General features: G+C 61.2%; 9 protein-coding genes. 3 read left to right on the forward strand and 6 right to left on the reverse strand.

Annotated features, from left to right (window positions below; all coding sequences use genetic code 11):
- A partial coding sequence (locus NZ746_07370) for an AMP-binding protein (protein MCS6817183.1) occupies positions 1 to 1,086 on the reverse strand: 1,086 nt, incomplete at its 3' end.
- Complete coding sequence (locus tag NZ746_07375; protein ID MCS6817184.1) at positions 1,083 to 1,889, reverse strand: alpha/beta fold hydrolase; 807 nt, start codon at positions 1,887 to 1,889, stop codon at positions 1,083 to 1,085. The genes NZ746_07370 and NZ746_07375, both read right to left, overlap by 4 nt.
- Positions 1,890 to 2,072: 183 nt before the next feature.
- Here NZ746_07375 and NZ746_07380 point away from each other — a divergent pair, with 183 nt between their 5' ends.
- Complete coding sequence (locus tag NZ746_07380; GenBank protein ID MCS6817185.1) at positions 2,073 to 3,827, forward strand: ABC-ATPase domain-containing protein; 1,755 nt, start codon at positions 2,073 to 2,075, stop codon at positions 3,825 to 3,827.
- Between the two features lie 309 nt (positions 3,828 to 4,136).
- Here NZ746_07380 and NZ746_07385 read toward each other — a convergent pair whose 3' ends face one another.
- The gene (locus tag NZ746_07385; protein MCS6817186.1) at positions 4,137 to 4,595 is read right to left on the reverse strand and encodes a peroxiredoxin family protein; all 459 of its coding nucleotides are present in this window, start codon (positions 4,593 to 4,595) and stop codon (positions 4,137 to 4,139) included.
- A 215-nt stretch (positions 4,596 to 4,810) separates the two neighbouring features.
- Between NZ746_07385 and malQ the strand changes: the two genes are divergently transcribed.
- Entirely contained in the window at positions 4,811 to 6,343 is a 1,533-nt protein-coding gene (gene malQ, locus NZ746_07390) for a 4-alpha-glucanotransferase (GenBank protein MCS6817187.1), read from the forward strand.
- Between the two features lie 52 nt (positions 6,344 to 6,395).
- On the opposite strand, the gene polA is transcribed toward malQ, so the two are convergent.
- Positions 6,396 to 9,014, reverse strand: a complete 2,619-nt coding sequence (polA, locus tag NZ746_07395; protein ID MCS6817188.1) for a DNA polymerase I — start codon at positions 9,012 to 9,014, stop codon at positions 6,396 to 6,398.
- 145 nt (positions 9,015 to 9,159) lie between these two features.
- Here polA and NZ746_07400 point away from each other — a divergent pair, with 145 nt between their 5' ends.
- Positions 9,160 to 10,167, forward strand: coding sequence for a WD40 repeat domain-containing protein (locus NZ746_07400; GenBank protein MCS6817189.1), 1,008 nt, complete (start codon positions 9,160 to 9,162; stop codon positions 10,165 to 10,167).
- Positions 10,168 to 10,177: 10 nt separating this feature from the next.
- On the opposite strand, the gene NZ746_07405 is transcribed toward NZ746_07400, so the two are convergent.
- The gene (locus NZ746_07405; GenBank protein MCS6817190.1) at positions 10,178 to 11,791 is read right to left on the reverse strand and encodes an OmpA family protein; all 1,614 of its coding nucleotides are present in this window, start codon (positions 11,789 to 11,791) and stop codon (positions 10,178 to 10,180) included.
- Positions 11,792 to 11,812: 21 nt separating this feature from the next.
- Positions 11,813 to 12,793, reverse strand: a complete 981-nt coding sequence (locus NZ746_07410) for a VWA domain-containing protein (protein MCS6817191.1) — start codon at positions 12,791 to 12,793, stop codon at positions 11,813 to 11,815.
- Positions 12,794 to 12,803: the final 10 nt, after the last annotated feature.

Here is a 12,803-nt window from a genome sequence, read left to right on the forward strand (position 1 = left end):
CACATGGGGACCCCGGATCCACAACTCTCCCACTTCGCCGGGCCCGACGTCGCGATCCTCGCGGACTATTCGAACTTCCACGTGGAAGAGCGGACTGCCCACCGACCCTGGCTTGCGGTGGGTTTTTTCGTCCGGGAGCCAGAAATTATTGGGCCCAGCCTCCGTCAATCCGTAGCCGGTCTTGAAGGGGACGCCTTTTTCAAAGAAGCGCTCGAAAACTGGCATGGGGCATGGAGCGCCGCCGCTGATCACGATGCGGCACCGGGAGAAATCCGATCGCTCCCATCGAGGATGCTGCTGGAGGCGAATGAACATTGTCGGCACGCCGAAGAAGAGCGTGACCCGTTCCCGCTCTAGCAGGTCGAAGACCTGATCGGGATCAAAGGTCGCGCAGAGAATGGAGGTACCGCCGATGTGAACCAGTGGAGTGGTGAAGACATTGAGGCCGCCGGTGTGAAAGAGAGGAGCGTTCAAGATCGCGACATCGTCCGATCGCAGCCCCCAGCTCATCACCGTGTTGATCGCGTTCCAAGTGATGGTGCCGTGCGTGAGGATCGCGGCCTTCGGCAAGCCCGTCGTCCCTCCGGTGTAACACAACACCCATGGATCATCCGGAGCGAGAGAAACTGGAGCCGGAGGCTGATCCGACGCTCGCTCTTGTAGGTCCGACCATCGCTGGTGAGTGCTCCGAACGGGCTCGTCTAAGGCGATCATCACTGGAGCGGCTTCCTCCAATGCCGCGGCTTTCTCCGCGAGATCTCCGCTGTAGATCAGCGCGCGAGGCGGGATGTCCTGCAGCAGGGCTTGGAGTTCAGGAATCGCCAGTCGGAAATTCAGAGCCTGAAGGATCGCGCCGCTCTTCTGGCACGCAAAGAGCACATCCAGATATTCCAGCCGATTGGTCGAAAGGATCGCCAGCAGATCCCACTTGCGAAGTCCTAAGGCTTGCAAAGCATGGGCGGCGCGATTAGCCCGCGCGTTCCACTCGGCATAGGAAATTCGTCGCCCAGTAGCAGCTTCGATCAGAGCGATGCGATTCGGGGAGAGGCTGGCTCGCTTTGCCAGCCAATCAGCGACTCGGATCATGGGGAGATCTCCTCGCCTTTCAGGAACGCGATCGCCATCCGATTGAACGCTTCGGCTCGCTCAATGAAGAAGAGATGACCCGCTTCCGGAACGATCACCAAGCGGCTATGAGGAATGCGGGCGTGAAGACGCCGAGCATTCTCCACTGGGACCACCCGATCCTCCGCTCCATGAGCAATCAAGGTGGGGGCGTGAATCTCGTGAACTCGTCCCTCGAGATCGAAGGCTAGAGCCGCCGCCAATTGGCGTTGATAGGCATGAGGCGACTGTGGGTGAGCCACGCGCCAGGCCACATATTCCTCCAGCACCTCAGGGTGCTCGCGGAGAAATTGCTCCGTCACCGAGACCGTCCACACCCGTCGCAGATCGGTCTCCGGATCGCCGGTCCGATAGGCGAAGACGGCCAAGCTTTCGGGGGGCATAGGAATCACATTCGGACCCCCAAAGGACGTGCCGCAAAGGATCAATCGGTTCAAGCGATGGGGATGGCGCAGGGCGAACATCTGCGCGATGAACCCCCCCATGGAAGCTCCGACGACATGGGATCGCTCGATTCCGAGGGCGTCCAGCAATCCGGCCACATCGTCGGCCATCTGCTCAATCGAGTAGGGGACGTCCGGTTGGTCCGACTGGCCCGCGCCGCGATTGTCCATGGCGATAGCTCGGAAGTGCGCCGCGAAGGCCGGGACCTGGCGGTGCCAGAGAAAGTGATCTCCTCCGAGGCCAGGAAGGAAGACGACCGCCTCTCCGCATCCTTGCTCCATGTAGAAAATCTTGAGGTCGTTCACCGTGACCGTTGGCATCGTCTCGCTCCATAAGCATCGCGTGACACATGAATCGTCTCTCATACTAGAGGCCAAAAAATAGTTTGTCAAGGGGAACGGCGATTATACGGGATGATGAGCAGGCGCACCTCGTTGACCGACGGAAGCGTTTGCAGTCAAAATTTCGTCCTTTGAAAGGCTCTCCTGGAAGGAGGACGCGGAATGCGAACGTTGGAGGAACTGCGGCGATTGCTCAACAGATTGGACGGGCGGGGATACAAGGCGTACGAAGAGATCGAAGGGGCCTACGAGGGATCCGGTTGGGTGCTCTACATCGATCACGTGCAAGGCGATCCGTTCGCTCCTCCCTCGAAGATGCGGGTGCGCGTGGACGGGCGCTGCGCGGGGTTCCCAATGGATCTTTATAGCACGCCGGTTCGCCGCTTAGCGCTTGAGGATTTCCTAGCGCGACGGGTGCGTCAGAGCATTGAGGTGGTGAGTCGCGGGCATCGGGGCTCGGGCAAGAGTGGATTGATTCGGGTGGATGCTGGCGGGCAAGAGGTGTTGGAGCGAACGGCTGTTCGCGTGCGGCCCGAATGGATCGAGTGCCGGTTCCAATTGGGGCTGCCAGCGGCTGGACGCACCGTGCTCGGGCGACAAGCGGAGGAGATGCTCTGTCGCGAAATCCCGGAGATCATGCGGCGGAGCTTGTTCTGGTCGGAGATCCCGCAGTCGGAGTGTCGACGTTTCGTCGAATGCGTGGAGAACCAGGAGGCGATTCGGGCACAACTTCGCGAGCGACGGCTTGTAGCTTTCGTCGCCGATGGATCCATCCTGCCGCGCCGCAGCGGCGTGAGCGAATTGCCTCTTGAACGCGCGGTTCCCTTTCGTTCGCCTGAGTCCTTGCGCGTAACGTTCGCTGTCCCGAATCCCATCTCTCAAGGCGGGCGCGCGCAAGACGTCCTCACGGGGATGGGGATCCCTGAGGGGGTGACATTGATCGTCGGTGGTGGGTATCACGGGAAGTCCACGCTGTTGCGCGCGCTGGAGCGGTGTGTTTATCCGCATATTCCGGGCGATGGGCGCGAATACGTCGTCACACGCGATGACGCCGTTACGATTCGCGCCGAAGATGGACGACGCATTGAGCGTGTAGACCTGACGCCCTTCATCGGTGAGCTGCCCTACGGGCAGCGCACGGATGACTTCTCGACGGAGAATGCGAGCGGGAGTACGAGTCAAGCGGCCAACATCTTGGAAGCGTTGGAAGCTGGAGCGCAATTGCTGCTCATTGATGAGGACACGTCGGCGACGAATTTCATGGTGCGGGATGCGCGGATGCAGGCGCTCGTCGCCAAGGAGTTGGAGCCGATCACGCCATTTGTGGATCGCGTGCGCGAGCTGTACGAGCGATTCGGCGTCTCGACGATCCTCGTCATGGGGGGATCGGGGGATTATCTGGATGTCGCCGATACGGTCATCTTGATGCGAGAGTACGTGCCGGAGGATGTGACGCAGCACGCGCGACGCATTGCGCGCGCGTTTCCCACAGAGCGACGCCGCGAAGTCACGCGGCCCCTTGAGCGACTGATCGAGCGTATTCCTCTAGCTGAGAGTCTCGATCCGTCGCGCGGACGTCGCGAGGTGAAGATCGAAGCGAAGGCCGTGGATCTCATCCTCTTCGGCGAGACGGTCATTGATCTCCGCGCCGTGGAACAAATCGTGGACATCAGCCAGACGCGGGCGATTGGCTATGCGCTGCACTGTGCGGCAGAGCGGTTCATGGATGGGCGTCGCACCGTGCGCGAGATCTTGGATGAATTGGAACAGCTCTTCGAACGCGAGGGATTGGAGGTGCTCGATCCCTTTCGGCGAGGCGATGCTCATCCCGGGAATTTCGCTCGCCCGCGCCGATATGAGATCGCCGCTGCGCTCAATCGCCTTCGGACCGTTCGCATGCGACAGCGGCGCGCGTGATCCTCTCCTGACGCGCGATTTTCAATAACGGTCGCTGAGCCCGCGGCTTTTGATCCAATTCGGCGAAATAGCCGTGTCGTCGCTTCTTCGGATTGCGAGCGAACCATCGCTCGGAATGACCTCTTCCCCTCATGCGTCGGGGGAAAGCGCGTCCTTCTTCATCCCTCGCGGTCAGAAGCGTTCAAAGAAGAAGTGACCTCCATCGTCGAGCTCTGGTGGGGTAAAGACGCTCTCGAGAGGAATCAGCGCGCCGACTCTATCTTGCCCATCTCCCGTAGCCCCCGGCTACGTCAGCCACTCCGAGACCCCTCATTCCGGACATTGCGCTTCTGTGAAGCGAATCCACGAGAGGATGTCCTCGACAGAGGGGAGCGCTCCGCCTTCTTCGATCCTGCTGATGAAGTAAATCTCGCCGTAACGGTCAGCGACGAAGAGCGCTCCGATCGCCATCGCACCGTACAGGCGCTGAGTCCGCCGGTCTTCATCCCACAAGAGGGGGAAGGGGAAGGAGCGCACGCGAGCGAGCGCTTCCATCGCTTCGCGCGGACCGGGGACGATCGCGAGGACCTCGGCCTCTTCTTGACGGACCTCCGCGTACCGATCCGCGAGCGCCATCAGGAGCTCCCGAAGAGCCGCGTTCGGCGACTCGCCGAGCACCACCAAGACGAGCGCGCGACGCCCGCGGTAATCCGAGGGGCTCACCCACTCTCCCGATATGCTCCTCAAGCGGACGTCTGGAAGCATTTCGCCAACGGCTACATTCGCCACGACGCTTCCCTCCTTCGTTCGCCTCGCGTTCGCGCGCTCTCCGGGGTGAGAGAATAACACTGTCTCGAAGCGAACTTCAATGTCGGTTGGCGTGACTCGGCGTCCCTTCGGGTTATGGAACGCCCCCGATAGGGGCTGCTGCGATGTGATTGGATGAACGAACGCCTCATTTGGGCTTGTCGCACACGAGCAGCACTTCTTACCATTCTTCCCTTATGCGGTGGCCGCGATCCAGTGGCATCCTCCTGCACATCACGTCGCTTCCGAGTCGGTGTGGGATCGGAGACCTCGGCCCGGAGGCATATCGGTTCGTGGATTTCCTGGTCGAGACGGGACAGCGCATCTGGGCGATTCTCCCACTCGGTCCGACGGGATATGGGGACTCCCCGTATCAGTGTTTCTCCGCCTTCGCGGGGAATCCTTTGTTGATCAGCCTGGAACGCCTGGTTGAGGAAGGATTCCTCCTGCCCGCAGACATCGAGGGCGCGGATTTCCCGGAGGAGACGGTGGATTACGGGCGCGTGATCCCGTTCAAGATGGCGCGGTTGCGCGCATCCTTCGAGCTATTCCAGGCACGCGCATCGGATCGAGAGCGCGAGGCGTTTGAGGCCTTTTGTCGGGAGAACGCATGGTGGCTTGAGGACTATGCGCTTTTCATGGCCGTTAAAGCCGCTCATGGTGGGGCGATTTGGACCGAGTGGGATCCTCCAATCGCCCATCGAGAGCCGGAGGCTCTGGCGCAATGGCGGGAGGCGTTAGCCGATGAGATCGCGATGCGGAAATATTGGGAGTTTCAATTCTTTCGCCAATGGGACGCGCTGCGCGCCTACTGTCGGGAGCGCGGCATTTGGATCATGGGCGATCTTCCGATTTATGTCGCCCATGACAGTGCCGACGTTTGGGCGCATCGCGAGCTGTTCCATCTGGACGAACGGGGTAATCCCACGGTCGTCGCCGGAGTCCCGCCGGATTATTTCAGCGAGACGGGGCAATTGTGGGGGAACCCCATCTATCGGTGGGACGTCATGGCCCGTTCGGGATACGCGTGGTGGATCGCTCGCGTGCGATGGATGTTGCGACTGGTGGACATCATTCGACTCGATCATTTTCGCGGATTCGAGGCGTATTGGGAGGTTCCGGCGACGGAGCGAACGGCTGCGCGAGGCCGGTGGGTGAAAGGTCCGGCTGAAGCGTTCTTCGAGGCATTAGAGCGCGCTTTGGGCCAATTGCCCATCGTGGCGGAGAATCTCGGCGTGATCACTCCCGAAGTCGAAGCGCTTCGCAAGCGCTTCGGATTCCCTGGTATGGCTGTCCTCCAATTCGCGTTCGGCGGCGATCCGCGCACGTCGTCATTCCTGCCGCATAATCATGAACGCGATCTCGTCGTCTACACGGGCACGCATGATAACAATACGATCCTCGGGTGGTGGAGCGAAGAGGAGAGCACGCTCGCGCCGGAGCAGGCGCAGCGCGAGCGCGAATTCGCCTGCCGGTATCTTGATCTCGACGGTCGGCCTGTGCACTGGGCGTTCATCCGTGCGGCGCTCGGATCGGTGGCCGACATCGCGATCATTCCCCTTCAAGATGTGCTCGGATTGGGAAGCGAGGCGCGCATGAATCGCCCAGCGCGACCGACGGGGAATTGGCGATGGCGATTCCGTCGTGAGGCGTTGACGCGCGAGATTCGTGAGCGGTTGCGGGAGCTGACATGGCTCTATGGCCGGTTCCCCGAGAGTGTTCATTCCTGAGAGTTCGCGGCCATGCGACCGGCGCCCGCCGAGTGAGATCAAGTGATTTCGCCTAGTCCCCTTTTGCCTCCATCCAATTGCGTCCCATGCCGATCTCGACGACGAGGGGGACGGTCAAGCGGTGTACGTTTTCCATCTCGGTCTTGACCAACGATGGGACGATCGTCTGTTCGTCTTCGGGAACCTCAAAGAGCAATTCATCGTGGACCTGGAGCAAGAGGCGGCTCCTCAAGCCATGTCTTCGCAACGCCTGATGGACGCGGATCATCGCGAGTTTCACCAGATCCGCGGCTGTCCCTTGGATCGGAGCGTTGATCGCCTCGCGTTCGGCGCGGGCGCGTAAGCTCGGGTTCTTATTGGCGATATCCGGGATCGGGCGGATGCGCCCGAAGAGCGTGCGCACGTATCCGGTTCGCCGCGCTTGTTCGGGCGTCTCCTCCATGAACCGGCGGACGCCGCGATACGTGCGATAGTAGTTCTCGATCACGCGTTGGGCTTCTCGACGCGAGAGGCCCGTGCGTTGCGCCAAGCCGAAGGCTCCGATGCTGTAGGCGATGCCGAAATTGACGATCTTGGCCAGACGTCGCAGTTCTTGCTCCTGTTCGGGCGTTTGCGCGCCGAAGATCGTTCGAGCGACGTGCGCATGGATGTCGAGGCCGCGCCGGAAGGCTTCCGTCATCTCCGGATCGCCCGTGATGTGAGCCAGGAGGCGCAGTTCGATTTGGGAATAGTCGGCCGAGAGTAGGAACCATCCGGGTTCGGCGATGAAAGCCCGGCGAATGCGACGGCCCAAGGGCGTGCGCACCGGAATGTTCTGCAGATTAGGGGAGGAGGAAGAGAGCCGCCCCGTCGCTGTTCCCGTTTGGTTGAACGTCGTGTGCACGCGCCCGGTCGTGGGATCCACGAGCCGAGGAAGGGCATCAATGTAAGTCCCCTTCAACTTCACCAGCTCGCGATATTCGAGGATCAGGCGGGGCAGTTCGTGCTCCTCGGCCAATTCCTCTAGCACGTCGGCGCTCGTCGAGATACGCCCCGTCTTCTTAGTCCGTCGCGTGACAACCAATCCGAGGGCTTCTAAGACTTCTCCCACCTGTTGCGGCGAATTGATGTTGAACTCGCGTCCCGCCGTGTGATGGATGCGCCGCGTGAGTGCCTCGATCTCGCGCTCCAGCTCTTCCGAAGCTTCTCGGAGCCCCTCGACGTCCACTTTAATGCCGATCCGTTCCATCTCCGCCAGGATCCCGATGAGCGGGAGTTCGATCTCGCGGTAGACGCGCTCAAGCTCCATCTCGGTGAGTTTCTTCATCAGCACGTTCTGCAGGCGAAGGATCACATCCGCTTCCCGAGCCTTCGCTCTCCAAAGTGTGGATTCTTCGTCCCATTCGATGCGCAGGTATTCACGGGCGAGCGCGCGAAGATCATATTTGCCACGATTTGGTTCGAGGAGCCAGGCGGCGATCATGACATCGTCGAGAACGCCCTCCGGCTCGATCCCCTGTGCGGCGAAAACTTTCCATGCCGATTTCGCGTCATGTGTGCTTTTGGCGAGCAATCCATTCTCGAAGATCTCGCGCATGATGTCCCACGCGGCCGGCAACGTCGCGAGATCCACGTAGACGGCCGCATGGGGATCGAGCGCTAGGGCGAGGCCTCGAATGCTCCCCTCCGAAAACGCGAGGGAGAAGGCGAAGCGGTCCACCGCCCACACGCGCTCCATCCATTTTCGAAGTGCGGGTTCGTCCGAAAGCTGGAGATAATCTCCGGCGATCTCTCGGACGACGACTCTCGGGGCTTTCTCGGCGGCGATCTTCTCCGCATCCACGAGGTCTTTGAGCAGAGAGGCGAACTCGAGTTCGGTGAACACCTCATAAGTGCGATGCGCATCGGGACCCCGATACCGCAAATCCTCCAGATCGATCTCCAGGGGGAGATCGGTCCGAATCCTCACCAGCTCGCGCGAGGTGAGGATGAGATCGCGATGGTCGCGAAGCGATTCCCGATAGGACTTCTTCTCGACGTTCTCCCAGTTGGCGAGCGCGCGTTCGAGCGTGCCGAACTGGCGAATGATTTGGATGGCGCCTTTCTCGCCGATGCCTGGAGCTCCGGGGACGTTGTCCGTCGCATCGCCCCAAAGGGCGAGCAGGTCGACGACCTGATCCGGTCTCACCCCTAATCGTTCCTCGACGCCCTTCTCATCGTAGTACACGTAGGTCTGGCGATCGGCCTTGAGGATGCGGATGTTCTTGTCCACCAACTGGCAGAGATCTTTATCGTTGGAGACGATGACGACCTCCATCCCTTGATCCGCGGCGCGTCGGGCGAGCGTGCCGATGACATCGTCGGCTTCGTAACCGGGAATCGCGAGGATGGGAACGCCCAATGCCTCGCACACTTTGTGGATGTACGGGAGTTGCAGCGCGAGATCGTCGGGCATCTCCGCGCGATTGGCTTTATATTGGGGGAAGATCTCGTGTCGGAACGTCGGTTCTCTCGTATCGAAGACGACGGCGAGATAATCGGGCTTCTCCTCGACGATGAGCTTGCGGAGCATGGTCGTGAAGCCGTAGATGGCATTGGTGGGGAGACCGCGCGACGTGGCCAGACCGCGAATCGCGTAGTAAGCGCGAAAGACGTTGGACATGCCATCCACCAGGAAGAGCCGCCGCGCCATAGATCCTTATTGTATCCGCGTCCCTTTTCCCCTCACAATGCGGAAGGCACTTGCCAGAATGTGCATGTCGGTCATATTGACAATGCCCATCGAACCCTGTAAGCTCACCCACCTCACTGAGAACACAAGCGGGGGAGATGAACGCATGTGGAGACAGAAGATCGTTCTGAAAAACGTGCGCGTCTTGTGTCTCATGGGGCTCATGCTTGTTCCACTGCCTTTCCCGAAAGGCGATGAAGCGTCTCGAGCGCAATCGGCGCTTCGACCGATCATCACAGGTCGCAGTCTCGCCTTTTCGCCCGATGGGCGATTCATCGCCACGACGGGAGAGTACGGATGGGCCTTGCTCTTCCGCATCGCGGATGGGAGCTTCGTTCGGTCTTTCTGGGGGCATATTGGTCCGACGGTGTTCGTCGCGTTCTCACCCTCGGGGACATTATTGGCGTCCGGGAGTCTGGACGAAAATTTCCATCTTCATCGAGTCTCCGATGGACAGCTCATCGTGACCAAAGTCGGCCATCAGATGGGGATCAATTCGATCGTCTTCACGGCCGATGAGAAATTGATGGCCTCGGCCAGCTCGGATTACGAGATTCGCATTTGGCGCGTCGGTGAGAACCCTTCACTGCGGATCCTGCGGGGACATCGAGCGCCCGTGGAAGCGCTCGTTCTGACACCGGATGAGCGTGAACTGATCTCGGCGGGCTTCGATGGCTTCATTCGCTTCTGGAGTTTTCCGGATGGGCGCGCGCTCGAGGCACTTCCGGCTCATCGGGATCGCATCTTCGCGCTCGCGCTCTCTCCCGATGGCGAATGGTTGGCTTCGGCGGGAGCGGACCGGGCGATCAAGATTTGGAAACGGCGAGAGCGGACGCTCGTGATGACGCTGGAGGGGCACACGGGGTCGGTGAACGCTCTGGCTTTCTCCCCGGATGGGACGCTCCTGGCTTCCGCCAGTGATGATCGGACGATTCGTCTGTGGCGTCTTTCCGATGGGACGCTCGTTCGAACGATCTCCGCTCATGCGGGTGAGGTGTTCGATGTGGCGTTCTCGCCAGATGGAACCTTCATGGCTTCGAGCGGGAGGGATCGAACGATTCGCCTCTGGAGGGTGGATGACGGGAGCCTCCTCCGCGTGATCACCTCACCGTGAGGCTCGAGGGTCATCTCACTCCCGCGCTGGAAGTGGGGCGTGAGGGTGAGCTCGTCGAGCTTGGAGACGAGATGATGATCTCGACGCGTTGATTGCGGCGATGCGCGCGGGGAGCCGTCCCTTTCTCCAGAGGGGCTTCCGCACCTCGACCGATCGGCTTCAGCAATTCGCTCGGCACGCCTTTGGACATAAGGTAGGCGGCGACGGCCGCGGCGTTTGCCTCCGAGAGCGCCTTGAGTCGCTCCGGCGATCCGGGCCCACTCACGTGTCCTTCGATCACATAGGTCCCCAAGGAGAACGTCGCCAGGATCGTGGCGATGTAATCGAGCTTCGGTAAGACATCCCGCCTGAGCTGCGGTGTACCCGGCGTTCGGGTCGGGACGAAAAGCTCCTCGTTCGGCAAGACGAGGATGAAGCGATCGTCCTCGTCGCGCGTCTCCGCGACGCGCGCGAGGGCCAGTTTCGCGCGATGCTCGTTGATGGAGATGCTGCTCAAGCGCAGGACGCGCAATTCTTCCGCGAGGGTTCTCGCCCGCGTTTGCTCCTCGATGAGCTGTCGAGAGAGTCGCTCGATCTCCTCTCGATAGCGTCTCTCGGATTCGGCACTTTGAGCCGCGCGTCGTTCCGCTTGCGCGAGCGCCGCGCGTACCCCTTCGAGCTGAGCGTGCATGTCGCGGAGGTCGCGCTCGCGCTCCTCCAACTGTCGGCGGAGTTCATCGCGCTCGATGGTGATGCGGTTGAGATTCTCGCGCAGCTCCTTCACCTGATCGTCCAGATCGGCGAGCGCCATCTCGCGCTGTCGTTGTTCGGCAGCTTCTCGCCGTTCGCGAGCGAGTCGGCGCGCGATCTCCGACATGACGATGGCGCGCCGCGCCAGAATGGCTGCCCGCTCGTCGAAACCGCGCTCGAAAGCGCGCTCGGCTTCCTCCAAAAGCGCTTCCGCTCGGCGAGCCTCCTGATCGGCGTGTTCGCTGACTCGGAAGAATCGGATGAGGTCCAACGCGCGCCGCGCTTCGAGCAGCTCGACCGGCATCTCGCGGTCGCGCTCCGTGCTCACGCGCTCCTCTCGCCAGGGAACGCTCTCCATGCCGATATCGCCACGAAAGTGGACTTCTACGGGCTCGGTCTCCAATCCCTCTTTCTCATCGGGAGGGAGGCTCGCCAGCACGACTTCGCGGCTCGGAGCTTCCACGAGGAAATGCGGTTCGGCTGTCATCACCAGACAGAATGTGCGATGCCGCGTCGCCGTCTCGATCGTTCCTCCCCACGAGCGCGCGAAGATGCGAAGGATGCTCGTCTTTCGCGGACGAAATTCTCCGATGTTCTCCACAAGCCCTTCGGGCGTGACGGCCCAGAAGACGTACGTCGTGTATTGTCGATGGGTCGGCGGATCGAGGTCCTTCACTGTGATCGTGAGTCGCGCGATCCCATCCTTATAATGGACTGTCGCCGTGCCCGAGGTGCGACTGTAGCGCGTCGTCCCGCGCAATCTCAGCTCGACCTTGCGATCGGAGGGGAACGTCGCCGCCGTCGCGCGAAAGACGAAGTCGCTCCGCTCTTGGGCGAACGTCCCGGCATGAAGGGGGATCCAGAGAGCCCAGATGATCAATGGCCATCGCGTCATCGCACTGCTCCTTTCCACGCGCTACGGGGCTTTCGGCGCGAAGTATCCCGCGCGATGGCGCACGGTTAGGTTGGGGCGCCCGATGATCTGCACGTGGAGGCGGCGAAAGCTCCCATCGCGCGCGGTGTTCGTCGGATAATAGGCGGCCAGAAACTGACTGCTCAAATCCTCGGCGATACGGTGGAACGCCTCCTCAAGTGCGCGTTCATTCTCCGGATAATACGCGCGTCCGCCCGTCAGCGTGGTGAGGGCATCGAGGGTGCGCGCGTTGACATCCGCGAAGCGGAAGGAATCGCTCAAGCCGATGGCGTAGATCAGAATGCCGGCGCGCTGCGCTCGCGCGATCACTTCTTGTTCGGATCGTCGACTGCTCGTATCGTGACCGTCGGTGATGAGGATGAGAGCGCGCCGAACGCGATGGTCATAGCGATTGAGCAGGCGTCGTCCCATCGTGCCGTCGAGGACTTCCTCGATGGCGATATAGGCCGCGTCGTAGAGAGCCGTCCCCTGACTTGCGTATCCCGTGTCCTCGCGCACGAGCCTTCGCAGGGCCTCTTGCAATCGGCCTTCGTTGCTCGTCAGGCCGCAGTGGAGATACGTCGCGCTGCGGAACGTGAGGAGCGCGGCATAGTCCTTCCCCCAGCGGAAGAATCGGGAGAAAAAGCGCTCGGCTGCCGCCCGCTCTTTTGGCCAATTGAATTCCTGACTCCCGCTGAAATCCACAGCCAGAGCGACGAGCATCGGCAGATCCTGGGTCCGCCCGAAGAATTCGATCCGCTGCTCCACACCATCCTCCAAGATGCGCACGTCATCGCGCGTCAGGTCGGTGATCGGTCGGTTTCGTTCGTCGGTGACGGTGAAGATGACGTCCACCAAGGTGCTCTCCAAAGAGACGGTCGCTTCCTGTTCCGACGGGGGCGGAGTCGGCACGGGAGGCTTTTGCTGCCCCAGCGAAGGGCAGAGAAGATACCCCCAGAGTAGCGCGAGGACAGCGCCGCTCACGCTCCTTTTG

The organism is Blastocatellia bacterium (assembly GCA_025055075.1).
Classification (GTDB): domain Bacteria; phylum Acidobacteriota; class Blastocatellia; order HR10; family HR10; genus HR10.

What these genes read in the sequence shown, in the direction of transcription:
- NZ746_07400 (MCS6817189.1), top strand. Translation starts at nt 9,160, where the DNA reads ATGTGGAGACAGAAGATCGTTCTGAAAAACGTGCGCGTCTTGTGTCTC.
- malQ (MCS6817187.1), top strand. Translation starts at nt 4,811, where the DNA reads ATGCGGTGGCCGCGATCCAGTGGCATCCTCCTGCACATCACGTCGCTT.
- NZ746_07405 (MCS6817190.1), bottom strand. Translation starts at nt 11,791, where the DNA reads ATGACGCGATGGCCATTGATCATCTGGGCTCTCTGGATCCCCCTTCAT.
- NZ746_07375 (MCS6817184.1), bottom strand. Translation starts at nt 1,889, where the DNA reads ATGCCAACGGTCACGGTGAACGACCTCAAGATTTTCTACATGGAGCAA.
- polA (MCS6817188.1), bottom strand. Translation starts at nt 9,014, where the DNA reads ATGGCGCGGCGGCTCTTCCTGGTGGATGGCATGTCCAACGTCTTTCGC.
- NZ746_07380 (MCS6817185.1), top strand. Translation starts at nt 2,073, where the DNA reads ATGCGAACGTTGGAGGAACTGCGGCGATTGCTCAACAGATTGGACGGG.